This is a genomic window from Microbacterium sp. NPDC090014, from assembly GCF_044748285.1.
GTDB lineage: Bacteria > Actinomycetota > Actinomycetes > Actinomycetales > Microbacteriaceae > Microbacterium.
In genome coordinates this window covers 1,585,118-1,611,107 of sequence record NZ_JBIVFS010000001.1, presented here as the reverse complement: position 1 = coordinate 1,611,107, position 25,990 = coordinate 1,585,118, and the positions used below count along the sequence as shown (strand labels likewise).

General features: G+C 69.1%; 26 protein-coding genes. 13 read left to right on the top strand and 13 right to left on the bottom strand.

What is annotated here, in order from left to right; translation table 11 throughout:
- Positions 1–5: 5 nt before the first annotated feature.
- Both ACIPV5_RS07595 and ACIPV5_RS07590 read left to right on the top strand, forming a co-directional pair.
- Positions 6–1,748, top strand: a complete 1,743-nt coding sequence (locus ACIPV5_RS07595; RefSeq protein WP_400340599.1) for a beta-galactosidase family protein — start codon at positions 6–8, stop codon at positions 1,746–1,748.
- Between the two features lie 37 nt (positions 1,749–1,785).
- Positions 1,786–2,151, top strand: a complete 366-nt coding sequence (locus ACIPV5_RS07590) for an HNH endonuclease (protein ID WP_053099033.1) — start codon at positions 1,786–1,788, stop codon at positions 2,149–2,151.
- Positions 2,152–2,160: 9 nt separating this feature from the next.
- Here the strand turns inward: ACIPV5_RS07590 and ACIPV5_RS07585 are convergent, their stop codons facing one another.
- Together ACIPV5_RS07585 and ACIPV5_RS07580 are read right to left on the bottom strand one after the other, a co-directional pair.
- Entirely contained in the window at positions 2,161–2,682 is a 522-nt protein-coding gene (locus tag ACIPV5_RS07585) for a GAF domain-containing protein (RefSeq protein ID WP_400340597.1), read from the bottom strand.
- On the bottom strand, positions 2,679–3,176 hold the full coding sequence (locus tag ACIPV5_RS07580; protein ID WP_056277844.1) for a metallophosphoesterase: 498 nt from the start codon (positions 3,174–3,176) through the stop codon (positions 2,679–2,681). Before ACIPV5_RS07580 ends, ACIPV5_RS07585 begins: the two co-directional genes overlap by 4 nt.
- A gap of 147 nt (positions 3,177–3,323) precedes the next feature.
- Between ACIPV5_RS07580 and ACIPV5_RS07575 the strand changes: the two genes are divergently transcribed.
- On the top strand, positions 3,324–4,784 hold the full coding sequence (locus ACIPV5_RS07575) for an MFS transporter (protein WP_053095475.1): 1,461 nt from the start codon (positions 3,324–3,326) through the stop codon (positions 4,782–4,784).
- Between the two features lie 62 nt (positions 4,785–4,846).
- Here ACIPV5_RS07575 and ACIPV5_RS07570 read toward each other — a convergent pair whose 3' ends face one another.
- The gene (locus ACIPV5_RS07570) at positions 4,847–5,878 is read right to left on the bottom strand and encodes a S66 peptidase family protein (protein ID WP_320491249.1); all 1,032 of its coding nucleotides are present in this window, start codon (positions 5,876–5,878) and stop codon (positions 4,847–4,849) included.
- Positions 5,879–5,971: 93 nt separating this feature from the next.
- Between ACIPV5_RS07570 and ACIPV5_RS07565 the strand changes: the two genes are divergently transcribed.
- Both ACIPV5_RS07565 and ACIPV5_RS07560 read left to right on the top strand, forming a co-directional pair.
- The gene (locus ACIPV5_RS07565) at positions 5,972–6,178 is read left to right on the top strand and encodes a hypothetical protein (protein WP_053095473.1); all 207 of its coding nucleotides are present in this window, start codon (positions 5,972–5,974) and stop codon (positions 6,176–6,178) included.
- A gap of 78 nt (positions 6,179–6,256) precedes the next feature.
- Positions 6,257–8,140, top strand: coding sequence for an ABC transporter ATP-binding protein (locus ACIPV5_RS07560; protein ID WP_400340594.1), 1,884 nt, complete (start codon positions 6,257–6,259; stop codon positions 8,138–8,140).
- Positions 8,141–8,301: 161 nt separating this feature from the next.
- On the opposite strand, the gene ACIPV5_RS07555 is transcribed toward ACIPV5_RS07560, so the two are convergent.
- Positions 8,302–10,164 carry a phosphoenolpyruvate carboxykinase (GTP) gene (locus tag ACIPV5_RS07555; protein WP_400340592.1) on the bottom strand — a complete coding sequence of 621 codons (1,863 nt, stop codon included), beginning with the start codon at positions 10,162–10,164 and terminating at the stop codon, positions 8,302–8,304.
- A gap of 109 nt (positions 10,165–10,273) precedes the next feature.
- On the opposite strand from ACIPV5_RS07555, the gene ACIPV5_RS07550 reads away from it, so the two are divergent.
- Complete coding sequence (locus ACIPV5_RS07550) at positions 10,274–11,716, top strand: XRE family transcriptional regulator (RefSeq protein WP_056277833.1); 1,443 nt, start codon at positions 10,274–10,276, stop codon at positions 11,714–11,716.
- Positions 11,717–11,735: 19 nt separating this feature from the next.
- Here the strand turns inward: ACIPV5_RS07550 and ACIPV5_RS07545 are convergent, their stop codons facing one another.
- Both ACIPV5_RS07545 and ACIPV5_RS07540 read right to left on the bottom strand, forming a co-directional pair.
- Positions 11,736–12,797 carry a winged helix DNA-binding domain-containing protein gene (locus tag ACIPV5_RS07545; protein WP_400340589.1) on the bottom strand — a complete coding sequence of 354 codons (1,062 nt, stop codon included), beginning with the start codon at positions 12,795–12,797 and terminating at the stop codon, positions 11,736–11,738.
- A 36-nt stretch (positions 12,798–12,833) separates the two neighbouring features.
- Positions 12,834–14,282, bottom strand: a complete 1,449-nt coding sequence (locus ACIPV5_RS07540; protein WP_400340587.1) for a glyceraldehyde-3-phosphate dehydrogenase — start codon at positions 14,280–14,282, stop codon at positions 12,834–12,836.
- Between the two features lie 204 nt (positions 14,283–14,486).
- Here ACIPV5_RS07540 and ACIPV5_RS07535 point away from each other — a divergent pair, with 204 nt between their 5' ends.
- Both ACIPV5_RS07535 and ACIPV5_RS07530 read left to right on the top strand, forming a co-directional pair.
- Positions 14,487–14,858: a multidrug efflux SMR transporter gene (locus ACIPV5_RS07535; RefSeq protein ID WP_372984271.1), complete on the top strand. Its 372-nt coding sequence runs from the start codon at positions 14,487–14,489 to the stop codon at positions 14,856–14,858.
- Positions 14,855–15,178 carry a multidrug efflux SMR transporter gene (locus ACIPV5_RS07530; protein ID WP_372984270.1) on the top strand — a complete coding sequence of 108 codons (324 nt, stop codon included), beginning with the start codon at positions 14,855–14,857 and terminating at the stop codon, positions 15,176–15,178. Before ACIPV5_RS07535 ends, ACIPV5_RS07530 begins: the two co-directional genes overlap by 4 nt.
- Here the strand turns inward: ACIPV5_RS07530 and ACIPV5_RS07525 are convergent.
- From ACIPV5_RS07525 to ACIPV5_RS07515, 3 genes are read right to left on the bottom strand one after another with little or no spacing between them, the layout of a single operon-like run.
- Positions 15,104–15,367 (bottom strand): hypothetical protein, encoded by a 264-nt coding sequence (locus ACIPV5_RS07525; RefSeq protein ID WP_400340585.1) that lies wholly within the window; start codon positions 15,365–15,367, stop codon positions 15,104–15,106. The two genes, ACIPV5_RS07530 and ACIPV5_RS07525, sit on opposite strands and share 75 nt — an antisense overlap.
- 26 nt (positions 15,368–15,393) lie before the next feature.
- Complete coding sequence (locus ACIPV5_RS07520; RefSeq protein WP_400340583.1) at positions 15,394–16,059, bottom strand: SDR family oxidoreductase; 666 nt, start codon at positions 16,057–16,059, stop codon at positions 15,394–15,396.
- A 29-nt stretch (positions 16,060–16,088) separates the two neighbouring features.
- Complete coding sequence (locus tag ACIPV5_RS07515) at positions 16,089–16,637, bottom strand: hypothetical protein (RefSeq protein ID WP_372984268.1); 549 nt, start codon at positions 16,635–16,637, stop codon at positions 16,089–16,091.
- A 66-nt stretch (positions 16,638–16,703) separates the two neighbouring features.
- Between ACIPV5_RS07515 and ACIPV5_RS07510 the strand changes: the two genes are divergently transcribed.
- Positions 16,704–17,288, top strand: coding sequence for a TetR/AcrR family transcriptional regulator (locus ACIPV5_RS07510; RefSeq protein WP_072590940.1), 585 nt, complete (start codon positions 16,704–16,706; stop codon positions 17,286–17,288).
- 160 nt (positions 17,289–17,448) lie between these two features.
- Positions 17,449–19,428, top strand: coding sequence for a primary-amine oxidase (locus ACIPV5_RS07505; RefSeq protein WP_400340580.1), 1,980 nt, complete (start codon positions 17,449–17,451; stop codon positions 19,426–19,428).
- A 79-nt stretch (positions 19,429–19,507) separates the two neighbouring features.
- Here the strand turns inward: ACIPV5_RS07505 and murQ are convergent, their stop codons facing one another.
- Entirely contained in the window at positions 19,508–20,443 is a 936-nt protein-coding gene (gene murQ, locus ACIPV5_RS07500; protein WP_056277815.1) for an N-acetylmuramic acid 6-phosphate etherase, read from the bottom strand.
- Positions 20,433–21,383 (bottom strand): BadF/BadG/BcrA/BcrD ATPase family protein, encoded by a 951-nt coding sequence (locus ACIPV5_RS07495; RefSeq protein ID WP_400340578.1) that lies wholly within the window; start codon positions 21,381–21,383, stop codon positions 20,433–20,435. Before ACIPV5_RS07495 ends, murQ begins: the two co-directional genes overlap by 11 nt.
- Positions 21,384–21,462: 79 nt before the next feature.
- Between ACIPV5_RS07495 and ACIPV5_RS07490 the strand changes: the two genes are divergently transcribed.
- A complete protein-coding gene (locus tag ACIPV5_RS07490; protein ID WP_187249329.1) occupies positions 21,463–22,317 on the top strand; it encodes a MurR/RpiR family transcriptional regulator in 855 nt (284 codons plus the stop codon).
- 10 nt (positions 22,318–22,327) lie between these two features.
- Here ACIPV5_RS07490 and ACIPV5_RS07485 read toward each other — a convergent pair whose 3' ends face one another.
- Positions 22,328–23,470, bottom strand: coding sequence for a DUF998 domain-containing protein (locus tag ACIPV5_RS07485; protein ID WP_400340576.1), 1,143 nt, complete (start codon positions 23,468–23,470; stop codon positions 22,328–22,330).
- Between the two features lie 112 nt (positions 23,471–23,582).
- Between ACIPV5_RS07485 and ACIPV5_RS07480 the strand changes: the two genes are divergently transcribed.
- Positions 23,583–24,539, top strand: a complete 957-nt coding sequence (locus ACIPV5_RS07480) for a helix-turn-helix domain-containing protein (RefSeq protein ID WP_053095460.1) — start codon at positions 23,583–23,585, stop codon at positions 24,537–24,539.
- A 25-nt stretch (positions 24,540–24,564) separates the two neighbouring features.
- Here ACIPV5_RS07480 and ACIPV5_RS07475 read toward each other — a convergent pair whose 3' ends face one another.
- On the bottom strand, positions 24,565–24,957 hold the full coding sequence (locus tag ACIPV5_RS07475) for a hypothetical protein (protein ID WP_053095459.1): 393 nt from the start codon (positions 24,955–24,957) through the stop codon (positions 24,565–24,567).
- A gap of 218 nt (positions 24,958–25,175) precedes the next feature.
- Here ACIPV5_RS07475 and ACIPV5_RS07470 point away from each other — a divergent pair, with 218 nt between their 5' ends.
- Positions 25,176–25,967 carry a MoaF C-terminal domain-containing protein gene (locus tag ACIPV5_RS07470; RefSeq protein ID WP_400340574.1) on the top strand — a complete coding sequence of 264 codons (792 nt, stop codon included), beginning with the start codon at positions 25,176–25,178 and terminating at the stop codon, positions 25,965–25,967.
- Positions 25,968–25,990 lie beyond the last annotated feature (23 nt).

The window sequence follows — 25,990 nt, the reverse complement described above, 5'->3', positions numbered from 1 at the left end:
TCATCGTGACCTCCTTCTCCATCGGCGAGACAGACTTCCTCCGCGCCGGGCTCCCCCACCAGGTGATCTCCGGTGCCATCCACTACTTCCGGGTGCACCCCGACCAGTGGCAGGACCGCATCCGCAAGGCCCGCCTGATGGGACTCAACACGATCGAGACCTACGTCGCATGGAACGCTCACGAGCCTCGGCGCGGCGAGTGGGATGCCACGGGTTGGAACGACCTGGGCCGGTTCCTCGACCTGATCCAGGCGGAGGGCATGGATGCGATCGTGCGGCCCGGCCCCTACATCTGCGCCGAGTGGCACAACGGCGGGCTGCCGAACTGGCTCACCGCCGGCGAGCGCGAGCTGCGCTCCTCCGAGCCGACGTTCCTCGCCGATGTCAGCGACTACCTCCGCCGGGTCTACGACATCGTCGCGCCCCGGCAGATCGACCGTGGCGGCTCGGTCGTGCTCGTGCAGATCGAGAACGAGTACGGCGCGTACGGCTCGGACAAGGACTACCTCGAGGCGCTCGTCGCCCTCACCCGAGAAGCCGGTATCACCGTGCCCCTCACCACGGTCGACCAGCCGACCGATCGGATGCTGGCAGACGGCAGCCTCCCGGAGCTGCACAAGACCGGATCCTTCGGATCGCGCAGCGCCGAGCGCCTCGCCACGCTGCGCTCCCACCAGCCCACCGGTCCCCTGATGTGCTCCGAGTTCTGGGACGGCTGGTTCGACTGGTGGGGCGGCGTGCATCACACGACCGACGTGGACACCGCCGCCGCCGATCTCGACGAACTGCTGGCCGCGGGGGCCTCGGTGAACATCTACATGTTCCACGGCGGCACGAACTTCGGTCTCACGAACGGTGCCAACCACAAAGGCCGTTACCTGCCGATCGTCACGTCATACGACTACGACGCGCCTCTCGACGAGGCCGGCAACCCGACCGCGAAGTTCTTCGCCTTCCGCGACGTCATCGCGAAGTACGCGCCCGTCCCCGACGAGCTGCCCGCCGCGGCCACCGCGGCACCGATCTTCTCCGTGCCGCTGAAGCCGGCGGGATCATGGACGGATGCCGCGGCATCGACGCCCGCATCCGCAGTTCCGCGGACATTCGACGAGCTGGAGCACCTGAGCGCTCTGGTCCGCTACGACGTCGAGCTTCCCGAAGGTCGCGGCGGTCAGCTCGTGCTCGACGAGGTGCGCGACCTCGCCTGGGTGAGCGTCGACGCCCAGCCCGTCGGCACGCTCTCCCGCACCCGTCATGACCGTTCCCTGCGGATTCCCGCGGGACGGACGCTCAGCATCCTCGTCGAGGAGGGCGGCCGCGTGAACTACGACCACCGACTCGGCGAGCAGAAGGGTCTGATCGGCGCTCCTGCCCTTGACGGCACGCCGCTGACCGGCTGGCACTCGACCGCGCTGGACGTCGCAGGGATCGCGGCGGAGATCGGCTTCAGCGGCGGGAACACGTCGAGCGGCCCGGGAAGCGCACCCTCTGCGTGGGTCGCAGACTTCGCGCTCGACTCCGCCGCCGACCTGTTCCTCGACACCGTTGCCTGGAGCAAGGGCTATGCGTTCGTCAACGGGTTCTTCCTCGGACGGTACTGGCGCAACGGGCCGCAGCGCACCCTCTTCGTGCCGGCCCCGGCGACGCGAGCGGGAGACAACCGGCTCATCGTGCTCGAGTTGGAGCAGCTGCTCGCGCCCACGGCCGACTTCGTGCCGGCGCTCGCTCTCGGCGACACCGAGGAATAGATCACAGGCACGGGCATCCGCCCAGTACCGTGTGTCTGTGCCGCGCCGAAGATTCTCCACCCCCACGCCCGCTGCGCGCGCCCGTCATGCGAAGCGGCGCCGGGGCCGGGTGGCCAGAGCGGACAACGACCTCACCGCCGAGCAGTGGGCCTCGCTGCAGGAGGCCTGGGGCGGATGTGCGTACTGCGGAGCGGGCGACATCGCGCTCCAACGCGACTGCGTGATGCCGATCTCCCGCGGCGGTCGCTACACCGTCGAGAACGTGGTGCCCGCGTGCGGGTCCTGCAACGCGAGCAAGCGCAACGACGAGGTCACGTCGTGGCTCCGACGCAAGCGACTCGACGAGCGCGCCTTCCTCAGCCGGTATGACGCCATTCTCCGCGACCTGCGCCCGACCGACTGATCGGGCCCGTCACCCGCTGCGGCGGGACTTCCAGACGGCCGCGGTGAGGTGCGCGGCGTCGGCCCGGGTGATGCTCTGCCAGTTGCGACCGCCCCGCGCGAACGACTCGTGCACGCCGGACGGCACCGCGGCCGGCTCCACCGGACGATCGAGCCAGTCGCACGCGCGCACGTGCACGAGGTCGACTGCACGGGCTTCGCCCGACGCGTCGTAGCGCCAGGGCCCGGCGATCCGGCCGAGCCACAGCAGTCCGTCGACGTCGCGCGTCCAGACGAACGACCCCTCGGCGACCGAGGAGAACCTCTCGAGCCTGCGCGCCGCCCGCTCACCGAAGGCGGCATCGACTGCGGCGAGCGCCTCGGCCGGCGACTCCGGGATGCGGTCGAGGCGACCTCCCACTCCGCAGACCCCGATCCGCAGCGCGCGCTCGACCGCGAGCCCCTCGCGCACCCCGTCGTCGCGCGATCGCATCGGGGCGCGGTACGCCGCGGGAACCTCGATGTCGTTACCCGCGCGAGGTGCGGTGGTCATGCGAGCGGCACCAGCGTGGCGTCGACCCGTGCGCCGTCGATCGCGACCGACATCATCGTGCAGACGGGCTGCCTGCGGCGGTCGGTCGGCGACCCCGGGTTCAGCAGGCGCATCCCGGATGGGGCGACGGTGTCCCACGGGATGTGGGAGTGGCCGAACACGAGCAGGTCGACGCCCGGGAACGCCGCATCCATCCGCTCCTCGCGCCGCTGCTTCGGTCCGGTCTCGTGCACCACAGCGACCTCGACGTCCTCGACCGTCAGCCGTGCGATCTCGGGCAGTCGCTCTCGCAGCGCGGGGCCGTCGTTGTTCCCGTGGACGCCGACGAGCAGCCGCGACCGGGACTCGATCAGATCCAACGTCGCGAGGTCGATCCAGTCCCCCGCGTGCACGACGATGTCGGCGTCGTCGACCGCTCGCAGCACCGCGTCGGGCAGTCGCTTCGCACGGGCGGGCACATGCGTATCGGCGATCAGCAGCAGTCTCGTCGTCACGGTTCTCCGTCTCGGGTGGGCACGGGCATCCGCCTCCGACTCTACGCACGCGGTCCAGCGGGATGTCACACCCACCCAGCAAACGTTCAGGAAGGCGTAGGATCTCTCGGTGCCTTGGTATACCGGGCCATGGATCTAAGGAGCTGTATGAGTACGTCCACCGCCCCCGCGAACCCGCGTTCGCGTGTCATCACGGCGAGCCTGGTCGGCACCACGATCGAGTTCTACGACTTCTACGCCTATGCGACAGCGGCCGTGCTCGTGTTCCCCGTGCTGTTCTTCCCCACCGGCAACGACACCACGTCGCTGCTGTCATCGTTCGCCGTGTTCGGCGCCGCCATGGTCGCCCGCCCCATCGGCGCGGTCGTCTTCGGCCACTTCGGCGACAAGTTCGGACGCAAGGCGACGCTCGTCGCCTCGCTGCTCACGATGGGCATCGCGACCTTCATCATCGGCCTCCTTCCCACGTTCCAGCAGATCGGCTGGTGGGCGGCACTGCTGCTGCTGATCCTGCGCCTCGCTCAGGGCTTCGCCCTCGGCGGCGAGTGGTCGGGTGCCGCGCTGGTCGCCACCGAGAACGCTCCGGCCGGCAAGCGCGCCTGGTACGGCACGTTCCCGCAGCTGGGCGCGCCGCTCGGCTTCATCATCGCCAATTTCCTCTTCCTCGGCATCAACTGGCTGCTTCCCCACGCCGACAACCCCGCGCTGAAGTCCGAGGCCTTCCTGTCGTGGGGCTGGCGCATCCCGTTCCTGTTCTCGGCCGTCATGGTCATCATCGGCCTGTGGGTGCGTCTGAAGCTCGTCGAGTCCGACACCTTCAAGAAGGCCGAGAAGAAGGGGGCGATCCGCAAGCTGCCCCTCGCGACCGTGTTCCGCCACCACTGGAAGCAGCTGATCCTCGGCACGTTCATCATGCTGGCGACCTACGTGCTGTTCTACCTGATGACCAACTTCACCCTCGCGTACGGCACGAAGCCGGCCACGCTCGAGACGGCGTCCGCCGCCGCTCAGGCCGCTGCCGAGGCGACGGGCAAGGACTTCGACGCCTCGGCCTTCGCCGCGCAGTTCTATCCGGGACTCGGGTTCGCCTACACGGACTTCGTGCTCATGCAGATCGTCGGCGTCGTGTTCTTCGGCATCTTCACCCTGCTCTCCGGTCCCATCGCCGACACGATCGGGCGTCGCAAGCTGCTGCTGTGGGTCACCGGGCTCATCATCGTGTTCGGCTTCACGTTCAATGCGTTCCTGCTCCCCGCGATGGACCCGAAGTTCACGGGCGCCCTCGCGCAGGCGTTCCTCGTGTTCGGGTTCATGCTCATGGGCGCGACGTTCGGTCCGATGGGAGCGCTGCTGCCCGAGCTCTTCCCGACGAACGTCCGCTACACGGGATCCGCGATCTCCTACAACGTCTCGTCGATCCTCGGCGCAGCCGTCGCTCCGCTCATCGCGCTCTGGCTCTGGGAGCTCGGCGACGGCGCTCCGTGGCTGGTGGGACTGTACCTGTCGGCGATGGGCGTGCTGACCTTCATCGCGCTCCTGCTGTCGAAGGAGACCAAGGACAACGACTACGAATCGGATCTCGGAGTCGCGGCCGCCGTCGAACTCTGACGCGCTCGTCCACGCGAAGGGCGGCATCTCCTCGGGAGGTGCCGCCCTTCGTCGTCCGGCGGTCAGTAGGCGGCGTGGATGGTGCGCGTCGAGCCGTCGAGCACCATCGTCCCGCCGAACGGCACGATCCACTGCGGCCGCGTGTGGCCGAAAGGCACCCCGACGCAGACCACCGCGTCGGGGTTGTACCGCGAGACCGTCTCGATCACCGCATCCCGTTGCGCGGCGCGCAGCGCGTCTGCCTCGGTCGACGAGGGGAGGAACTCGAAATCGCTCACGGGCGGACGCGCGACGACCACTCCCGCGACCACATCGAGGATGCCGCGCTCACCCAGCCCGCGCAGCCATCGCGCCACCCAGCTCGCCGGCGGACGCTCCTCGCTGGTCTCGAGCAGCAGGATCCCGCCGCGCAGGTCGTACGCCGAGGGCAGCCTGTCGGCCAGCGCGAGCTGATCGACGACCTCGAGGCAGCCGCCCCAGGTGCGACCTTCGACGCGGACAGCCGGACCCGACCAGGTCCAGTCCTCGGTCGCGACCCGATCGCCGTATTCGCTGAGAGCGCGCGGGTCCGTCCAGCGCCTCCCCACATCTTCCGACTCTCCGGGCTCCGTGATCTCGACCGTGCCGCCGTCGAGCAGCGCCGCGCGCAGCGACCGCAGATGCACGTCGTCGACCGCGGGCCCCGGACCGAGATGCACGGCCGTGGATCCGCCGTAGTAGCCGCGGATCCCGAGGCTCCACAGCCAGTTGAGGATGTTGGTGTTGTCGCTGTAGCCGAGGAACGGCTTCGGGTCGGCCTGGGCGAGCGCGGCGTCGAGGTGCGGCACCACCAGGATCTGGTCGTCCCCGCCGATCGTCGCCAGGATCGCCCGGATGCTCGGGTCGGCGAAGGCCGCGTTCACATCGGCGGCCCGGGCTTCAGGACTCGCATCGAGCTGCCGCGTGGTCGGATACTCGACCGGGATCAGTCCGGTCAGCTGCTCGAGTCGGCTGAGCGCCTGCTCGTGGAGCTCGGGCGCGACCGCGGGCGCGGCGAAGGCGGGCGACAGGACGGCGACGCGGTCGCCGGGCACGGGTTTCGATGCGGACAGCATCGGCCCAGTCTCGCATCCTGAGCACGGAGATGAACGTCAATGCATGTTGACAAGGGGTCGATCGTCAACAAGTATTGACGCAGGAGGTTCCCCATGACCATGAAGACCGCCATCGCACAGGATGACGCGGGCGAGCCGCTCTCGGAGCTCCACCGCCTCGCCGCTCTGCGCAGCGAGCTGGCCAGGGCCGAGGAGACACAGGTGCGACGGGCGCGCAATCTCGGCTATTCCTGGCAGGCGATCGCGAGCTCCCTCGGCGTCTCGAAGCAGGCGGCGCACCGCCGTTTCGGCAGGCACTGACACTCATACAGCCCATCCACAGGATCCGCCCGCACACGAAGTACGGTCGAACTACCCCCTTTCAGAACGAGGTCCCGCATGTCCAGCACGGCGACATCACGCCGACGCGGACGCGGCGCGCACTACGACGGCCCGCGCGCCACTTTCCGCCAGCTCCTCCCCTTCCTCTTCGAGCACAGGCGCACGCTCATCGTCGTCGCTGTGCTCAGCGTCTTCGGGGCGGCCACCTCGCTCGCGCAACCGCTGCTGGTCGGGCAGCTCATCGAAGCCGTGCAGTCCGACCAGGGCCTCGGGATCCTGGTGTGGGTCCTCGTCGGTCTCGTGATCGTGTCGTCGATCATCTCCGGCTACCAGCACTATCTGCTGCAGCGCACCGGCACCGCGGTCGTGTACTCGAGCCGTCGCAAGCTGATCTCGCGCATCCTTCACCTGCCCATCAGCGAGTTCGACGCCCGCCGGACCGGAGACCTCGTCTCGCGCGTGGGCACCGACACGACACTGCTCTACGCCGTGCTCACCCAGGGACTGGCGGATGCCGTCGGCAGCGCGATCCTCTTCCTCGGCGCGCTGATCGCCATGCTCGTGATCGACCCGGTCCTGCTGCTGCTCATCGTCGTCGTGATCGGAGCCTCGGTCGTCGTCGTCACGGCGCTCAGCGGCCGCATCCGCACCGCGTCCACCGCTCAGCAGGAGAAGGTCGGCGAACTCGCCTCCGGGGTCGAGCGCGCCGTCGGCTCGATCCGCACCGTGCGCGCCTCGGGAGCCACCGAGCGCGAGACCGAGACCGTGTCGGCGCTCGCCTCGGAGGCCTACGGCATCGGGGTGCGGATCGCCAAGATCTCGTCGCTCGTGGTCCCCATCGCCGGAGTCGCACTGCAGGTGTCGCTCCTGGTGGTGCTGGGCGTCGGCGGCTTCCGGGTCGCGGCCGGCACGATCACGATCGCCTCGCTGATCACGTTCATCCTGTTCCTGTTCATGCTCGTGATGCCGCTCGCCACCACCTTCGGGGCGATCACCTCGGTGAACCAGGCACTCGGCGCCCTCGGCCGCATCCAGGAGGTGCTGAACCTGCCGACGGAGACCCAGCACGACGCCGAGATCGCCGCATCCGTCCCCCGCGATGCGGCAGACCCCCTCGCTCCGGCGATCGAGTTCCGTGACGTGCGCTTCCGCTATCCCGAGAACGTGGTCGCCGCTCGCCTCGCCGCCGCGAAGGAGGCGCAGACGCTTCTGGCCGACGCGCACCTCGAACCGACCGACGACTCGGCCGCCGTGGCGGAGCGCGAGGTGCTGCGCGGCGTCTCGTTCGCGGTGCCCCGAGGTGCGCGCGTCGCGCTCGTCGGGCCCAGCGGTGCCGGCAAGAGCACGATCCTCTCGCTCGTGGAGCGCTTCTACGACCCGACAGGCGGTTCGATCCGCCTCTACGGCCACGACTCGCGCACCTACCCGCGCGACGAGCTGCGCGCGCAGTTCGGCTACGTCGAGCAGGACGCCCCCACTCTCGCCGGCACGCTCGGCGACAACCTGCGTCTCGCCTCGCCGGATTCCTCGGATGCGGCCTGCGAACAGGTGCTGCGCGCGGTGAACCTGGGCGACGTGCTCGATCGCGATCCGCTGCGTCTCGATGCCCCCGTCGGCGAAGACGGCGTGATGCTCTCAGGAGGAGAACGCCAGCGTCTCGCGATCGCCCGCGCGCTGCTCACTGACGCACCGATCCTGCTGCTCGACGAGTCGACCTCGTCGCTCGACGGCGTGAACGAGCAGCGCATGCGCGAGGCCATCGACGCGGTCTCGACCGATCGCACCCTCATCGTGATCGCTCATCGACTGTCGACCGTCGTCGACAGCGATCTCATCGTCGTGCTGCAGGACGGCGCAGTGGTCGGTCAGGGCACTCACGCCGAGCTGATCGAGTCGACGCCGCTCTATCGCGACCTGGCTCGGCACCAGCTGCTCGCCTGAGCGTCGCGGCAGGGGCACACGGGGTCAGCGCGGGAGAAGTACGCGAAGGCGGGATGCCGGAGACCACTCAGCCATGGGTTCGTCTCTGACGTCCCGCCTTCGCGGGTCTTGGGCCACGGGGGCCGTGGAGCGCCGGCTCCCCCGAACCGGCGCCCGGTCTGTCACGCCTTGTCGAGGCGGTAGCGCAGCGAGGCGAGCTCGGCCCGGAGGGCGGCGGGGACCTTGTCGCCGAAGGTGTCGTAGAACTCCTCGGTGAGGTCGGCCTCGGTCTTCCAGGCGTCGGTGTCGATCGAGAAGAGCTCCTCGAGGTCGGCCTCGGGCACGTCGATGCCGTCGAGATTGAGGTCCTCGATCAGCGGCAGGCGACCGATCGGGCTGTCGACCGTCGAGACCTCGCCGGAGACGCGACGGATGATCCAGTCGACGACTCGCGAGTTGTCGCCGAATCCGGGCCACAGGAAGCGGCCGTCCGCGCCACGACGGAACCAGTTCACCTGGAAGATGCGCGGTGCGCGGTCGAACCGGAGACCACGGCCGACCTTCAGCCAGTGACCGAAGTAGTCGGCCATGTTGTAGCCGCAGAACGGGAGCATGGCGAACGGATCGCGACGCAGCTCGCCGACCTTGCCCTCCGCAGCCGCGGTGCGCTCGGACGAGATGTTGGAGCCGAGGAACACGCCGTGGGTCCAGTCGGTGGCCTCGACGACGAGCGGCACATTGGTCGCCCGACGTCCGCCGAAGAGGATCACGTCGAGCGGCACCGCCTCCTCCCAGTCCTCCGAGATCTGCGGGCACTGCGCGGCCGAGACCGTGAAGCGCGAGTTCGGATGCGCGGCGGGGCGGCCGGAGTCCGGCGTCCAGTCGTTGCCCTCCCAGTCCGTGAGGTGGGCGGGCGCCTGATCGGTCAGACCCTCCCACCAGACGTCTCCGTCGGGGCGGAGTGCGACGTTCGTGAAGATCGTGTTGCCCCAGAGGGTCTCGACCGCCGTGACATTCGTCGACTCGCCCGTGCCCGGCGCGACGCCGAAGAACCCGGCTTCCGGGTTGATCGCCCAGAGGCGGCCGTCTTCACCGGGGCGGATCCACGCGATGTCGTCGCCGAGCGTCTCGACGCGCCATCCCGGGATGGTCGGGCGCAGCATCGCGAGGTTCGTCTTGCCGCACGCGGAGGGGAACGCCGCAGCCACGTGGTACGCCTTGCCCGTAGGATCGATCACCCGGATGAGCAGCATGTGCTCGGCGAGCCAGCCCTCGTCGCGGGCGATGACCGAGGCGATGCGCAGGGCGAAGCACTTCTTCGCGAGGATCGCGTTGCCGCCGTAGCCCGAGCCGAAGGAGTAGACCTCGAGCGTCTCGGGGAAGTGCACGATGTACTTGTCGTCGTTGCAGGGCCACTCGACGTCGGGCTCTCCCGCAGCGAGCGGCGCGCCGACGGAGTGCACGGTCTTGACCCACGGAGCGCCGTCGGCGATCTGGCGGGTGACCGCATCGCCGACGCGCGTCATGATGCCGATCGACGCGACAGCGTAGGCGCTGTCGGTGACCTGGACGCCGATGTGCGAGAGCGGTCCCCCGACGGGCCCCATCGAGAAGGGCACGACGAACATCGTGCGGCCTCGCATGGATCCCTCGAAGATCTCGGTCATCTTCTCGCGCATCTGCGCAGGAGGAGCCCAGTTGTTGCTCGGGCCGGCATCCTCTTCACTCTCGGACGAGATGTAGGTGCGGCCCTCTGTGCGTGCGACGTCGCTGGGGTGCGAGCGGGCGAGGTACGAGCCGGGACGCCACTCGGGGTTCAGCTTGATCAGCTTGCCCTCGTCGACGAGCCCGCGCAGCAGCCAGTCGTTCTCGGCACGCGAGCCGTCGACCCAGTGGATCGAGGCCGGCTGCGTGAGCGTCGCGATCTCATCGACCCAGGCGGCGAGCTCTGCCATCGCAGGGGTGTCATACGTCGGAGCCGTCCCGAAGGTGCGCACAGGTGCGACAGATGATGCTCGGGGGGTGAAGACTTCGGCGATCGCCATGACTACTCCTTTGAAGTGAGGGGCGTTTGTTCCATCTTCTTCCGGTTCGTGCACGACTTTCTGCCATTCCGGGCGATAAGAATCGCGCTTCTTTCGCTAGTATCAAGGAATGGCTCCTTCCGGCATCCACCTCGCGACTCTCGGCCACCGCATCAGGCACCACCGCCTCGAGAAGGGCTTCACGCTCGATGAGCTGGGCGCACTCGTCGGCGTCGCCGGTTCGCAGCTGAGCCTGATCGAGAACGGCAAGCGCGAACCGAAGCTCTCGCTGCTGCAGGCCATCGCGCTGGCGACGGGCACCGAGGTCACCGACCTCATCTCGGGCGAGCCGCCGAACCGTCGCGCCGCTCTCGAGATCGAACTCGAACGCGCCCAGGAGAGCCCGGTGTTCCGGCAGCTCGGCATCGCCCCCGTGCGCGTCACGAAGGGGATGAGCGACGAGACGATCGAGTCGCTTCTGGGCCTTCACCGCGAACTCCAGCGACGCGAACGAGAGGCGATCGCCACGCCCGAAGAAGCCAGACGAGCGAACACCGAGCTGCGTCTGCGGATGCGCGAGCAGAACAACTACCTCGCGGACATCGAGAGACTCGCCGAGAAGCAGCTGCGGTCCGCCGGGCACGTGCAGGGCGCGCTGACGCACCGCACCGTGAGCATCATGGCCGACAAGCTCGGCTTCGAACTGATCTACGTCAACGATCTGCCGCACTCGACCCGCTCGGTCACCGACCTCGAGAACGGGCGCATCTACCTGCCGCCCGCATCGATCCCCGGGGGTCACGGCCTGCGGTCCATGGCACTGCAGGCGATGGCGCACCGACTGCTCGGCCACACCCCGCCCACCGACTACGCCGACTTCCTGCAGCAGCGGCTCGAGATCAACTACTTCGCCGCCGCGTGCCTGATGCCCGAGACGGCGTCCGTCGCCTTCCTGCAGCAGGCGAAGAAGGATCGCAACCTCGCGGTCGAAGACTTCCGCGACGCATTCGGCGTGACCCACGAAGCGGCCGGGATGCGCATGACGAACCTCCTCACCCAGCACCTGGGCATGTCACTGCACTTCCTCCGTGTCGACGCCACCGGTGCGATCACGAGGGTCTACGAGAACGACGACCTCCCCCTGCCGATGGACGTCACGGGCGCTGTCGAGGGCCAGCGGGTGTGCCGGAAGTTCCAGGCGCGCGCGGCGTTCACGCAGCAGAACCGCACGAACGAACACCACCAGTACACCGACACACCCTCCGGCACCTTCTGGTGCTCGACGCAGACCGGCGCCTCGACCGACGGCGAGTTCTCGATCACGGTGGGCGTTCCCTTCGACGACGCGCGCTGGTGGCGTGGGCGCGAGACCGCCGACCGCGCGGTCTCGACCTGCCCGGATGAGGCGTGCTGCCGCCGCCCCTCGGCCGACCTCACCGAACGGTGGAACGGGAAGGCCTGGCCGAGCGCCCGCGTGCACACCCACATGTTCTCGCCGCTCCCCCGTGGCGCGTTCCCCGGCGTCGATGACAACGAGGTCTACAACTTCCTCGGACGCCACGCGAGCGAGTGATTCGCACCGACTCGGCGACTCAAACGTCGAGGAAGCGCGTGAACCGAGCGAGCGCCGCCCGCACCGCCTCGTCGTCGACCGGCCGCGAATCGGGCACTGACTCGAAGAGCTCCGGCGGAGAACCGAGCGAGGCGCTCGCGTGCGTCCAGCATCCGATCACCCGGCCGTCGGCGACGAGCGTCGCCCGCACCATGCCGTTCTTGCCCGGCCCGACGAGAGCGAGATGCTCAGGGGCGCAGACGTCCGTGCGGTCGGCGTAGGAGATGTAGTACTCGTCGAAGGCTCCGAGCGCCAGCACCGCCGGGGCACTCGATGACCGCCGCGGACGAGCGACGCCGACGAACACACCCTCGTCGACCTCGACCACGCGCGCCGCCGCGTGATCCCGCGCCTCGCGCGCCTGCCCCAGCGTGAGGCCGGACCACCAGGCGAAGTCCGCGACGCCGGCCGGACCGTGCCCGTCGATGTAGCGCACGAAGAGCTCGGCGAGCGGATCGTCGGGCGCCGCATGCTCGCTGATGTGCTGCTCGACGAGCACGAAGCGCTGCTCCCGGCTCACACCATCGCGCGCGACGACCTGACCCTGGCAGATCAGCCCGTCGAGCGTGAGCTCGCTCAGCAGATGGATGCCGCGCTGCCCGGCAGGATCGATGCCGATACCGGCGAACACCTCGAACATCTCGGCCCGCGTGAGTCCTCCGTCGCGCAGACGCGGCACCGCCGCCGCCACGACCGCGGCGACCATCGACGCATCGATCCCGAGATCGCGACGCCTGCCCGCCGCCTGCTGACGCTGCCGCGCGGCGGTCACCGAGAGCACCCAGCGCAGGTCACGCGCCGGGATGATGTGCAGCGTGCCGCGCATGGTCCACGCGCGCACCAGGTCGCCCCGGGCGAAGGCCCGGTCGACCGCGCGGAGCGGCGGCTCGCCACGGGTGCGCGAAGCCAGGACCCACCGTCCGGCGGTGAAGTCCTGGCTCTGCACCGCGAGCATGTGCGACGCGGCATCCGTCACCGTGCGCGCCGGAGCGCTGAGACGATGCGAGCGGAGCCGCTCGGCGCGCAGAGTCGCGGTCTTCATGCCCTCATCATGCCGGGCACGACCGACATCGCGCACTCACCCGTGCAGCGTCACCTCGCGACGTTCCGGCAGCACGATGGGGTGCGAGCCCGCCATGACCTCGAGCACGCGGATCACCTGGCAGGAGTAGCCGTACTCGTTGTCGTACCAGACGTACAGCACGACGTCGCGGTCGTTCGCGATGGTCGCGAGACCGTCGACGATGCCCGCGCGATGCGAGCCGACGAAGTCCGTCGAGACGACCTCGGGGCTCTCGACGTAGTCGATCTGCTGACGCAGCTTCGAGTGCAGCGAGACGCGACGCAGGTAGTCGTTCAGCTCGTCCTTGACCGCGGGGCGCTCGAGGCCGAGGTGCAGCACGGCCAGCGAGACGTCGGGGGTCGGCACGCGGATCGCAGAGCCGGTGAGCTTGCCCTCGAGCTCGGGCAGCGCGCGCGCGACGGCCTTGGCGGCACCCGTCTCGGTGATCACCATGTTGAGCACGGCCGAGCGGCCGCGACGATCGCCGCTGTGGAAGTTGTCGATCAGGTTCTGGTCGTTGGTGAACGAGTGCACGGTCTCGACGTGCCCGCGCACGATCCCGTAGGCCTCATCGATCGCCTTGAGCACGGGGGTGATGGCGTTCGTCGTGCAGGAGGCGGCGGTGATGATGCGGTCGTCGGGCTCGATCGTGCTGTCGTTGATGCCGTGCACGATGTTCTTGAGTGCGCCCTTGCCAGGCGCCGTGAGCAGCACGCGAGCGACCCCCGCCGACTCCAGGTGGCGGCTGAGACCCGCCTCGTCGCGCCATCGTCCGGTGTTGTCGACGACGATCGCGTCGTGGATGTCGTACGCCGTGTAATCGATCGTCGAGGGGTCGTCGGAGTAGATCACCTGGATGCGGGTGCCGTTCGCGATGATCTGGTCGGCGTCCTCATCGACCGTCACGGAGCCTGCGAAGCGGCCGTGCACCGAGTCGCGCAGCAGCAGCGACGCGCGCTTGACGAGATCGTTCTCCGAACCGCGGCGCACGACGATGGCCCGCAGACGCAGGCCGCTGCCACCACCCGTGTGCGCGATGAGGATGCGCGCAAGCAGGCGCCCGATGCGTCCGAAGCCGTAGAGCACGACATCGGTGGGGGCCGCTGCGACCGCTCCGACCGCCGGCGCGAGCGCCTCGGCCAGATAGGCGTCGAGGGGCAGGTCACTGTCGGCGTGGCCCGCGGCGAGGCGCGCGAGGTCGAGCGACGACGCACCGGGTGCGAGTTCGTGTACCGCCTCGAGCACCCCGAGGGTCTCGTCGAGCGGGAGCTGTTCATGCCCGAGCTGCGCCACCCTGTCGTGCACCTCGACGATGCCGGTGGCCGAGAGGCCGAGAAGTCGGTGGCCGTGGAGGGAGGTGACCACGTCGCGTTCGCGCTTGAGAGCGCCGATGAGCGGGATCATCCGCTCGGCCAGCTCTTCTCTCGCCGTCCAGTCGTCGTAGGGTGCGGCGGTTACGTTCATCTGCGTCCTTGCATGTGTGAGCGCGCCGAGGTCGCCGGCGCGCGAGATTGCCGGGTGAGCTTCGGGGGATGCGTCCAGGGTACGCGCCGCGCGGCAGGGTTCTGAAATCGCGGCCTGTCGCCCGTCGTTCACCCACACGACAGGGAATCCTGCGACCATCCGACGCGTTGTCCCCCGGGCACGCCCCGCGTCGAAAGGCTCCATATGACCGCCCCCTCCCGCCCGTCGGCGTGGCCACCGCTGCTGATCGCGATCGTCCTCGAGGTGTCGGCCACCCTGTCGCTGCGGGCCGCCGAGGGTTTCACCCATCCGCTGTGGCTGATCCCCGTCGTGATCGGCTACACCGGCTCGCTCTGGCTGCTGTCGATCGTGCTGGATCGAGGGATGCCCGTGGGTGTGGCCTACGGCATCTGGGCCGCGATCGGCGTCGTCCTCACCGCGATCATGGGCACGGTGCTCTTCGGCGAGCTTCTCGGGACGGTGCAGATCATCGGGATCGGCGCGATCGTGCTCGGTGTGCTGCTCGTCGAGCTCGGATCCCACTCACGCGAGACACCGGTCGAGGTGGCGTCGTGACCTGGGCGCTCCTCGCCCTCGCGATCGCGAGCGAGGTCACCGCTACCCTCAGTCTGCGCGCGTCTGAAGGCCTCCGACGCCGAGGGTGGATCCCCGTGATCGTCGTCGGCTATCTCGCCGCGTTCACACTGCTCGGCACGATCCTCGCCATGGGCATGCCGGTGGGCGTCGCCTACGGAGTATGGTCAGCGGCCGGCGTCGCGATCACGGCGATCCTGGGCCGAGTGATCTTCAAGGATCACTTCTCAGTCATGATGGCGATCGGCGTCGCACTGATCGCCCTGGGCGTCGTGCTGATCGAGTTCGGCGGAGCGCACTGACGCTTCCCGCCTGCGGCGCTGTGCATCCAGACGGCGGTCGATGATCGAGTACCACGTCACGAACACCGCGGTGATTCCGAGAAAGATGCCCAGCACCGCAGCCATCAACAGCCCGCTCGCGGTGCCATCGGCGGGAACAGCGAGGACGTCTGTTGCGAATTCTGCAGCCGTGGGCAGCGACCCGTCCATGGTGCGAGGCTAACGGAGAGGGGGATTCAGTAGCGAGCCGAGAACGCACCGTCGCTCTTGAGCAACTGACCCGAGACCCAGCGCCCTTCATCCGAGACCAGGAACTCTACGAGCGCCGCAACGTCTTCGGGCCGTCCGAGCCGCGCTTGCGGCGTCGCCTCAGTGAGCGCGACTCGCGTGTCGTCATCCATCCAGCCGGTGTCGATCGGGCCGGGGTTGAGGACGTTCGCTGAAATCCCTCGCGGCCCTAGCTCCCGCGCGGCTGAGATAACGAGCCGATCGAGAGCGCCCTTCGACGACCCGTACGGGAGGTTGCTCGTAACGTGATCACTGGTAAATGCGACGATCGCTCCACCGTGCTGGCCAGCCTGCCGAGCAAACGCGGCGATCAACAGAAGACTAGCTCGAGCGTTGACAGCGAGGTGGAGGTCAAAGCTCTCGGCAGTGGTGTCGAGCACACCGGACTGCACGTCATGAGCATGGCTCAGGATCAGCGCGGAGATAGTGCCGCGGGTGCGGTTCACCTCCGCAATGAGCGCCTCGGGACCCTCGCGAGTCGAAAGGTCAGCGGCGACGTCGGCATCGGTGAGATCGCTCGTGACCACCGTCCAGCCGGCATTCCGGAGGCGAGGCACGATACCGGCGGCGATGCTGTTCGCGCGCGCCGCGCCGGTAACGAGTGCGAGAGGCATCCGGCCACGCTACCGGAACCGAGCCGACCTCAGAACCCCACGCACATCACGGTGACTCCCGCCGCCATCGCCCACGACTCCACCGCGAGCAGGCGGGCGGTCCGCCCCTGATGCACGGGCACGAGCACCCACTCGGAGACGACCGTCCAGAGCACCACGCCGATGACTCCGGCTATCACGAGCACCGAGAGGAGTCCGTCGAGCCCATGCCCGCCGTGGCCGCCTGACTCGACCACCGACTGCGTCGCCCCACGCCCGTCACCCGCCGACAGGCTCTCGAAAGAGCAGATCGCCATGACGAGGGAGACCAGCGCGCGGTGGCAGCAGGTCGCAGCCGCCGGGGTGCCCCGCACGCCGGCCGTGCCCAGCATCGCGGAGACGATGAGGACGAGTCCGGTCACCAGCCCGATCAGCGGATCACCGCCGCTCACTGCGATGACGAGCATCGCCGCCGCCATGATCAGCGCGCTCTGCCGCCCCTGCCACGGCACGGCCCGCCAGGCAGCCACGCACGCCGCGGCCGAGACGACGGCGGCGAGCGCCATCAGCCACGGTGCTGCGGGGAGGAGGTGATCCACACTCGCATCATATTGATCAACTGCTCAAAATAGCGATACCCGCGGTGGATGCGTCAGGATGGGCATGTGCCCCGCGTCGTAGACCACGATGAGCGCCGCCGGCAGATCGCCGAGGCGCTGCTCGCCGTGGCCGCGCGCGACGGCCATGAGGCGGTGTCGTCTCGTGCCGTGGCCAAGGAGCTCGGTGTCGCGACAGGCTCGCTCTGGCACTACTTCGACGGGTTCGACGACGTGATCCGCGCCGCAGCGACCATCGTTACCCACCGCACCGATGAACGGATCGCCGCGGCCACGGATGGACTCAGTGGACTCGCACGCCTCGACGCGCTGATGCATGAAGTACTCCCCATCGACGACCGCACGCGCACCGAGGCCTACGTCGTCGTCGGGTTCTGGGGGCGCATCGCGACTCTCGCGCCCGCACCGAACGCAGGGGCACCCACGGTCGCGACCTGGCAGGAGGGCATCCGTGACGCCCTCGATCAGGCGATCACCGACGGCGAGCTGTCACCGTCGACTCCGACCGGCGCCGTGATGGAGTTGCTGCGCTCGATCACCTACGGACAGCAGGTCATCGAGGTCACCGAGCCGCAGGAGGCCTCAGCGCACCTCGCGGTGTACGACAGCATCCTCGCCCCCTGGCGCAGCTGAGCACACCGCGCTCCCCTGCCGTTCGCCGATGCCGCCTCGTCCGGCCGCCGCCCGAGCCCCTCGGAATCCTCGTCCGTCGCTCTTGTGCGCCCCGCCGCGCCGTCGTACCATCGACCCAATCCGTTTATTGAGCGAACGCTCGAAATAGTGAGGTACGCCGATGTCCCACCCCCAGCCCGTCACCATCGACAGGATCGCCGCGCCGCACCCGCTCGACCCCCTCACCGGCGAGGAGATCGCGGCGGCCCGAGCCGTGCTCGAGTCCGCCGGACTGCTCGGCGAGACCGTCCGCGTGCCGATGCTGCTGCCCGATGAGCCCACCAAGGAGGAGCTCGCCGCATGGAGGCCGGGCGCCCCCATCGATCGCCGCATCGACGCGACCCTGCTCGACACCGCGACCGGCGTCGCGAGCGAAGTCGTCGTCTCGATCACCCGCGGCGAGGTGCTGCGCGCCGAGCGGGTCCCCAACGATGCGCCACCCTACGGCCAGCCCCAGTACCTCTTCGAGGAGTACGAGCGCGCTGAGGCGATCGCGAAGGCGTCACCAGAATGGCAGGCGGCGATGACGCGCCGAGGGCTCGCCGCGCACATGGCTCTCGCGTTCTGCGGACCGCTCGCACCCGGGTACACCGGCCGCGCCGATGAGGTGGGCCGCCGGGTCATCCGCTCTCTCACCTTCCTCAAGTACGACGAGCACGACTCCCCCTGGGCGCATCCCGTCGAAGGGCTGGTCGTGCACATCGACCTCACGACGAACAGCGTGATCCGCATCGACGACGAGGGCGACGTGCCTGTGCCGGCGGGCCACGGAAACTACTACCCCGAGGTGCAGGGCGCCGCGCGCACCTCGCTCAAGCCGATCGAGATCACGCAGCCGGAAGGCCCCAGCTTCGCCGTCAGCGGCTCGCTCGTCGAGTGGGAGAACTGGTCGATGCGGGTGAGCTTCAACGCTCGCGAGGGTCTCGTGCTGCACGACGTCAGGTTCGACGGACGGTCGGTTCTCAGTCGGGCGAGCGTGCCCGAGATGGTCGTGCCCTACGGCGACACCGCACCCGGGCGCTTCTGGATCAGCTACTTCGACGCCGGCGAGTACCTTCTCGGCAAGAACGCGAACCACCTCGAGCTCGGCTGCGACTGCCTGGGGGTGATCCGCTACCTCGACGGCTATGTCGCCGACGACCACGGCCATCCGGTGCGCATCCCGAACGTGGTGTGCATGCACGAGGAGGACTACGGCATCCTCTGGAAGCACACCGACCTCGCCGGCCGCTCGGACGTGCGCCGCTCGCGCCGCTTCGTGGTGTCGTACTTCTCGACGATCGGCAACTACGACTACGGGTTCTACTGGCACTTCTCCCTCGACGGCTCGATCGAGGTCGTCGCCAAGGCCACCGGGATCGTATTCGCCGGCGCCGGCGAACCGGGGGTGCGGCAGAAGCACGCCACCGAGCTCGCGCCGGGCGTCTTCGCGCCGGTGCACCAGCACCTGTTCTGCGCACGGCTCGATGTCGCCGTCGACGGCGAGGAGAACCGTCTGGTCGAGATCGACGCGCAGCGCATCCCGATGGGGCCGGACAACCCGTTCGGCAATGCCTTCACGTGGTCGGAGACTCCGTTGCTCTCCGAGGGCGAGGCGCAGCGGGAGGCGGACACCTCGGTCGCGCGCGCGTGGGAGGTGCAGAGCACCACTCGGACGAACCACGTCGGCCGCCCCACGGCCTATCACCTGATCCCAGAGCCCACCGCTCTGCTGATGGCCGACCCCGCGTCATCCGTCGCCGCGCGTGCGGCGTTCGCGACCAAGCATCTCTGGGCCACCCGCCATGAACACGGGCAGATCTGGCCGGCCGGCCGGTATCCGAACGCGCACCAGGGAGGCTCCGGCCTGCCGGAGTACTCGGCGGGCGACCGTTCGCTCGACGGCGAGGACATCGTGCTGTGGCACACCTTCGGACTCACGCACTTCCCGCGCCCCGAGGACTGGCCGATCATGCCGGTCGACTATGCCGGATTCTGGTTCAAGCCGAACGGCTTCCTCGATCAGAACCCCGCGATGGATGTTCCTGAGTCGTCTCAGGCGCACGTCACCGAGGACGCCGGATGCTGCGGAGGTGGCGAGGGCTGCACCTGCTCCCATTGAGCCGCGGCGTCGGCCTCGGCGGTCGACGCGGCGTCGTCATCGGGAACGCCCTGGCGGAAGCACGCGGCGAAGGTACCCCTCACGACAGTGCGGCGATCGCGACACGGAGGATGCCGTCGGCGCTGTCGAGCGCGTGGGCCGAGGCTTCTGCGGACGCCCCCGTGGCGACCATCAGGATCGCGAGCTTGACCGATCCCCCCGCCGCATCCAGGGCGGCGGAAGCCTGGTCGACCTCTGCGCCGGTGAGCTCCGTCACGGTGCGGATCGAGCGCGCGCGCAGCTTCTCGTTCGTCGCCTGAAGATCGACCATCACGCCGTGATAGGTCTTGCCGAGCTTGATCATCGACAGCGTGGTGAGCATGTTCACGACGAGCTTCTGGGCTGTTCCCGACTTCAGACGCGTCGATCCCGAGATGAACTCGGGCCCCGTGACCACCTCGATCGCGATCTCGGCGACCGCACCGATCTCGGATGCCGGATTCGAGGCGATCGCCACGGTGAGCGCGCCGACTCCCCGAGCGAACTCCAGACCGCCGACGACGTACGGGGTGCGACCCGACGCCGAGATCCCGACGACGGCGTCGCGCTCGGTGAGGCCGAGCTCGCGCAGCGAGGCCGCTGCCGCCGCGTCGTCGTCCTCGGCATTCTCGACCGCCGACCGGATGGCCGTCTCGCCTCCGGCGATCAGCCCCACCACCATCGAGGGGTCGGTGCCGAAGGTCGGCGGGCATTCGCTCGCGTCGAGAACTCCGACGCGGCCTGCGGTGCCCGCCCCGAGATAGATGAGTCGTCCGCCGGCGCGGAAGCGGGCGGTGATGCCGTCGACCGCCGCGGCGATCTCCGCACTCCGCTCGCCGACGGCCGCCGGCACACGATGATCTTCCGCGTTCATGCGCCGCACGAGCTCATCGGTGTCGAGCAGATCGAGGTCGCCGCGATCGGTCGTCGACGCCTCGGTGCCGAGCGTCGAGAGGACGTCGAGGAGCGCAGTCAGTCTGGCGTGTTCATTCGGCACGATGCACGAACCTTTCGTGGGGAAGATCGGTGCGCTCCGCGAGCAGGAGCGCACCGTCGAGGGCGTCGCCGGAGGAGACGACGACCGTGCGGTCAGCGGCGCGGAGCGCCTGGGCGAGCGACGAGCGGAACCAGACATGGTCGGTGAGCCCTCCGTGCAGGGCGACCTCGCGACTGCTCGAGGACGCCGCGATCGCCGACGCGACGAGCAGGCGGATGCCCTCGGCGGCGATGTCCGCGGAGACGGCGTCGCCACTCTGCGCCGCATCGAGGAGCAGCGGCGCCAGAGTCGCGAGACGGCGAGGCACCGGCCCGTCCATGGAGATCCAGGCGGGAACCGCGGCGGGCTCGCCGATCGTCGCCGCGACCGCATCGGTGAGCACGGTCTCGACCGCGAGCCCGACCGAGGCGCGCAGGACGGCACGCAGCGCCTCGCGCCCGAACCAGGATCCGCTGCCGAGGTCTCCCAGCTCGGGACCCCACCCGTCGACCAGCGTCGCCACCTCGCCGTCGATGCCGAGGGCCGCAGCGCCCGTTCCGGCGATCAGCAGTACGCCCGCACCGCCCCCGAGCGCTCCGGCATGAGCGGACACCACGTCGGAGGTCACCGCGACGGGCACGTGAAAGGCATCGGCGAGGACGGCGGCGAGCTCTGATGCGGCCTCGGGGGCGGCCCAGGCTCCGGCCGCACCCACCGAGACCGCGGAGATCTGTGCATCGAGATGATCTCTCATCGGCAGAATCGTGGCGAGAGCTGCGTCGACGCCGCCTGCGGCCGCGAGCCCGGGAGCACCGATCCCGTCGTACACGGGACGCCGGGGCACTCGACGCTCATCGGCGGCAGAGACGACGCCAGAGTCGACACCGGATGATTCGGCGATCACGGCCCGGCAGCGCGACTTGCCGAGGTCGACGGCGACGAGAGCATGCGAAGAGGGCATGGAAATAGTCTACGCACGAGCATCCGGTCATGAAAGAATTGTTCACACGCCCGAAATCCGCCTCTGACGCAGGAGAGCCATGAGCATCCAGACGACGATCGCCTCGGCCGCCGAGAAGCTGCCGCCGTCGCTGGCCCGCATCGCTCGGACGATCGCCGATGATCCCACCATCGTCGTCGACAGCACGATCACCGAGATCGCGGCGAGGTGCGACACGTCGGTTGCCTCGGTCGTCCGCTTCTGCCGCACCATCGGCGTGAACGGCTACGCCGCGCTGCGGATGGCGCTGGCCACAGAGCTCGGTCGCGAATCCGTGCAGTTCCCCGCGGCATCCGGTTTCGGATCCGAGATCTCCGCGGCCGACACCCTGCGGGAGGCGACCGCGAAGGTCGCCGCACTCGAGCTGCTGGCCATCGAGGAGACCGTCGCGAACCTCGACTACGACGAGCTCGCGGCCGCGGTCGAGGCGATCGACGACGCCGACCGCGTCCTGCTCTTCGGGATCGGCGCGAGCGGACAGGCGGCTGCGGATCTCGGCCGCAAGCTGCTCCGCATCGGACATGCGGCGATCGTCCTGACGGACGCGCACGAGGCGAGCGCCGCCGCATCGCTCGGAGCGAGGAAGACCGTGGCGATCGGGTTCTCCCACTCGGGAACGACCCGCGAGACCGTGCACTTCCTGCAGACGGCACGGGCTGCATCCGGCACCACGATCGGCGTCACGGGTGGGCCGGCCTCGCCGCTCGCCGAGAACTGCGACCACGCCCTGCTCACGCGGGCGCGTGAGCCTCGCCTCCGCGCGGGCGCGATGGTGAGCCGCATCGCGCAGCTCGCACTGGTCGACTGCCTGTTCGTCGGTGTCGCCCAGCGCCGGCACGCGCACACCATCCATGCGCTGCAGCGCACGGCGGATGCCACGCAGCCGCTGCGCTGAGGACCGACGCTCAGGCCGGGGTCGGACCGGGCCGCTGCCCCGCGTGCACGGACCCGGCGGGGTGCGCTGATGCGGCGGGGTGCACCGATCCTGCGGTCCGGAGGAACACGATGATCCAGCTGAAGATCAGCACCGCCGCGATCAGCTCGACCGCCGTGAGGTTGTAGTAGCCGACGGCGAAGAACACGCCGAGCAGCACGATCACGAGCACGTAGATCCACCCGAGCACCACGAACACCCGTGGGATCGTGGGCACGAACCAGGGCAGCCCCACGACGATCACGGCGAACGCGACGGTCATCCCGGTGGCGACGGTGTTGTGCACGAGGAAGAACTCGTCGACCGGGAAGATCCCGACGCACGCGAGGAAGATCCCGATCAGGATCAGCCCGCCTCGCACCACGCGCCGTCCGCGACGATCGACGTGGTCGTCGACCGGCAGTCCCGCCGTGGCATAGCGGGCGATCGTCGTCACCAGGACCCCGGCGATGATCAACGTCGCGTTGAAGGCCAGAGACGCGCTGTTGCTGCTCATCCCCAGCGCCGACAGGTTGTCCTGCCACCAGTGCACATCGCTGGAGGCGAGCATCGCCGCGAAGGCGCCGACCACGAGGAAGACCGCCAGGACGAGGGAGAGCACCATCGGCGTGAGCGCCACCGCGCTCAGGAACGTCACATAGGCGGTGAGAGCGAACGCGACGGCCACCAGGATCGCCCCGGGGAAGGCGAACACCGGGGCGTCGGTGAAGCTGCGATCGAGCAGTTCGGCGATTCCGAGCCATCCGAGGTACGCGATCGCGGCGTGCGCGAAGGCGATGGCGGCCAGGTCGTACCAGCGCAGCCGATCCCCGGGGACGCTGAATCCATCGCGGGTGCCGTCCGGCGCGACCGCCGCCGGTCGCACGACGAGACGCCCGAGCGCGAACGCCAGGACGGCGGTGATCGCGCCGCCGTAGGCGGCGAATGCGCCGATCGAGCCGGTGCCGCTGATCGCCATCTCCTGACCCCAGAAGACCGGCCACCCGATGGCGAAGCCGAGCACGAAGAACACCGCCCCGACTATGAGCGCGGTGGCCTCGAAGACCGCATCCGCTGTGTCGGGTCCGCGCAGCTGACGCAGGACCTGCATGACCTTCTCGCCGACATATCGCATCACTGGCCTCCGCCCACATCATAGAAGCCTCGCCCTCCGGACCGCGCCGGTGATAGCATCACGGCACGGATCGTATACAACGTCGTCGTTCCACCACCCGAGGTGATCAGTCATGAACGGTGCACTCGCCGCCCCCGCCGAATCGGTGTCGACGCTCGTCGCGCGCAACATCAGCGAGTTCCGGGCCGCCGTCTCGGAGTCCTTCGTGCCGCTCCAGGTATCGACGGCCGGGCCCGACCACTTCCGCGGGATCATCCGCGGCGCCTCAGTCGACGAGGTGCACGTCAACGAGGTGCGCGCCACCTCGCACGTCGTCGAGCGGACACCCGAGCTCATCGCACGCAGCGACCGGTCGTACTTCAAGCTGAGCCTCATGCTCGCCGGCACCGGGATGCTGATCCAGGACGACCGGGAGGCCGTGCTCCAGGCCGGCGATCTCGCCGTCTACGACACCGACCGCCCGTACTCGCTGGTCTTCGACGACGACTTCCGCACGATGGTCGTGATGTTCCCCAAGCACCTGATCAGCCTGCCCTCCGACATGATCGGCCAGCTCACCGCGGTGCGCATCTCGGGTCAGGGCGGTCTCGGCGGAATGGTCGTGCCGTATCTGACGCAGCTCGCCGGCAACCTCGACCAGCTCGCCGGCACGACAGGGGCACGACTGGCGCACAGCGCGCTCGACCTCGTCACGACGGTGTTCACCCGCGAGCTGGGCCTCGACGAGGTGTCGGCCGACCCTCATCGCGCGCTCGTGCAGCGCATCCGCTCGTACATCGACCGCAACCTCGCCTCGACGGATCTCGGACCCGCGACCATCGCATCGGCGCACTTCATCTCGACCCGTCACCTGCACGGCCTGTTCCAGGAGCAGGGCGTGACGGTGTCGACCTGGATCCGCACCCGCCGCCTCGAGCAGTGCCGTCGCGATCTGCTCGACCCGATGCTCGCCGACCGGCCCGTCGCCGCGATCGCGGCCCGATGGGGCTTCGTGGATGCGGCGCACTTCAGCCGCGCGTTCAAGTCGGCGTTCGGCATCTCCCCCAGCGAGTACCGCGCGGCGCACTGAGCGCAGCGCAGCGGGAGAACGTCCGTCAGGGGACGTAGACCGGCGGCGCGAACATCGTGCCGCCGTACAGCATTTGCACGGCGACGAAGCCCGGCAGAGACACGGCCGCCACGAGCGCAAGCGCGAGCATCGCACTGAGAAGCACCCCGCGGCGTCCTCCGTCCCGGACGGCGAAGAAGGCGCCGATCGCGATCAGGGCGTGGAGCACCAGCACGGGCACGAGGCCGATGGTGAACCCCCAGCCCTCCATCGTCGACCCTGCGGAGACGGCCTTGGACTGCTCGCTGAACTCCTCCTCGTACGACATCCCGCACCAGACCCACGCGACGGCGAAGAACAGGAGAGCGAAGAAGACGGATGCCGTCCAGGCGACCGCCTTGACCGCCGGCGAGAGGGCGGCCCGGGGTTCTGTTCGCATGACTCATCCTGACACCCGCCCGGAGCCGCGCCGCTGACGCCACGGCGGATTCCCAGGCCCGTCCTTGCTCTGCAGGGCACGCCGGTTGACTGTCGGCGCGCGATGGCGACGCTTCTCTTGAGCGGATGCCAAGGCGAGCCGGAGCATGAGGCAAGCACACCGCGAGGATGCGGTGCCCGGAGCGAGGACGCTCCGCCGCATGCGACGTCAGGACTCCCATGACCGCTCCCGTCACGACCGATCCCGCACTCGACGAATGGCGCACGTACGACGAGTTCGCCGCCGGGATCGACACCTTCCGACTGCCGAACGCCTCGCTGTCGGGCACCGCGCTGACGCTCACGCTCGACGATGGCTCCGCGCTGGCGCTGACGTTCGATGCGGTCGCTGTCACCTGGTCAGGACTCGGCGGGTCGGGCACCGACCCGTACGACGCCGTCGCAGTGCGCGACGACGTCGTCTTCGTGAACATCCCGCTCGAGAGCCGTGAACGCGAAGCGATCACCGTCGTCTATTCGACCTCGACCCACCGGGCCACCGTCGTGCGATCACGCATCGCGCCCGAGGCTGTCGAGGGCACACCGCAGGTCGGTCAGGACTTCTGGGCGGCGACGACCGATGCCGGTCCCGCGACGGGCGAGGTGCCGGGGCCGAGCCGAGACCTCATCGGCAAGCGCAACATCTATCGGTACAGCCCGCACCACCTCTACGAGCACGTCTACATCTCGAGCCGGCGCTACGCCTGGCAGTGCCTCGAGGGCGTGCAGCGGGGCCACGGCGACATGGACCTGTCGACCGTCTGGAAGTTCGCCGACGGCCTCTACCTCTTCTGCTTCCGGGAGTTCCGCATCGCGGTCGCGAGCGTCTGGCTGCACGACCTCGGCTACCAGCTCATGACGACGGGGATCTTCCTCGGCCTCACCGGCGACGGCGCCGCGGAGCACTCCCGCGGCGGCGGTCACATCTATCCGCTCGGGTCCGTCGACTACCCCGACGCCCAGCCCGTCTGACCCCGCGACGAGATCCAGGAGAG

Bases quoted from the DNA above. Each gene is read 5' to 3' on its own strand.
- ACIPV5_RS07480 (WP_053095460.1), top strand. From the start codon at position 23,583: ATGAACGGTGCACTCGCCGCCCCCGCCGAATCGGTGTCGACGCTCGTC.
- ACIPV5_RS07520 (WP_400340583.1), bottom strand. From the start codon at position 16,059: ATGCCTCTCGCACTCGTTACCGGCGCGGCGCGCGCGAACAGCATCGCC.
- ACIPV5_RS07585 (WP_400340597.1), bottom strand. From the start codon at position 2,682: ATGACCACCGCACCTCGCGCGGGTAACGACATCGAGGTTCCCGCGGCG.
- ACIPV5_RS07545 (WP_400340589.1), bottom strand. From the start codon at position 12,797: ATGAAGACCGCGACTCTGCGCGCCGAGCGGCTCCGCTCGCATCGTCTC.
- ACIPV5_RS07490 (WP_187249329.1), top strand. From the start codon at position 21,463: ATGAGCATCCAGACGACGATCGCCTCGGCCGCCGAGAAGCTGCCGCCG.
- ACIPV5_RS07505 (WP_400340580.1), top strand. From the start codon at position 17,449: ATGTCCCACCCCCAGCCCGTCACCATCGACAGGATCGCCGCGCCGCAC.
- ACIPV5_RS07570 (WP_320491249.1), bottom strand. From the start codon at position 5,878: ATGCTGTCCGCATCGAAACCCGTGCCCGGCGACCGCGTCGCCGTCCTG.
- ACIPV5_RS07565 (WP_053095473.1), top strand. From the start codon at position 5,972: ATGACCATGAAGACCGCCATCGCACAGGATGACGCGGGCGAGCCGCTC.
- ACIPV5_RS07485 (WP_400340576.1), bottom strand. From the start codon at position 23,470: ATGCGATATGTCGGCGAGAAGGTCATGCAGGTCCTGCGTCAGCTGCGC.
- ACIPV5_RS07535 (WP_372984271.1), top strand. From the start codon at position 14,487: ATGACCGCCCCCTCCCGCCCGTCGGCGTGGCCACCGCTGCTGATCGCG.
- ACIPV5_RS07470 (WP_400340574.1), top strand. From the start codon at position 25,176: ATGACCGCTCCCGTCACGACCGATCCCGCACTCGACGAATGGCGCACG.
- ACIPV5_RS07475 (WP_053095459.1), bottom strand. From the start codon at position 24,957: ATGCGAACAGAACCCCGGGCCGCCCTCTCGCCGGCGGTCAAGGCGGTC.
- ACIPV5_RS07575 (WP_053095475.1), top strand. From the start codon at position 3,324: ATGAGTACGTCCACCGCCCCCGCGAACCCGCGTTCGCGTGTCATCACG.
- ACIPV5_RS07560 (WP_400340594.1), top strand. From the start codon at position 6,257: ATGTCCAGCACGGCGACATCACGCCGACGCGGACGCGGCGCGCACTAC.
- ACIPV5_RS07550 (WP_056277833.1), top strand. From the start codon at position 10,274: ATGGCTCCTTCCGGCATCCACCTCGCGACTCTCGGCCACCGCATCAGG.
- ACIPV5_RS07540 (WP_400340587.1), bottom strand. From the start codon at position 14,282: ATGAACGTAACCGCCGCACCCTACGACGACTGGACGGCGAGAGAAGAG.
- ACIPV5_RS07555 (WP_400340592.1), bottom strand. From the start codon at position 10,164: ATGGCGATCGCCGAAGTCTTCACCCCCCGAGCATCATCTGTCGCACCT.
- ACIPV5_RS07495 (WP_400340578.1), bottom strand. From the start codon at position 21,383: ATGCCCTCTTCGCATGCTCTCGTCGCCGTCGACCTCGGCAAGTCGCGC.
- ACIPV5_RS07525 (WP_400340585.1), bottom strand. From the start codon at position 15,367: ATGGACGGGTCGCTGCCCACGGCTGCAGAATTCGCAACAGACGTCCTC.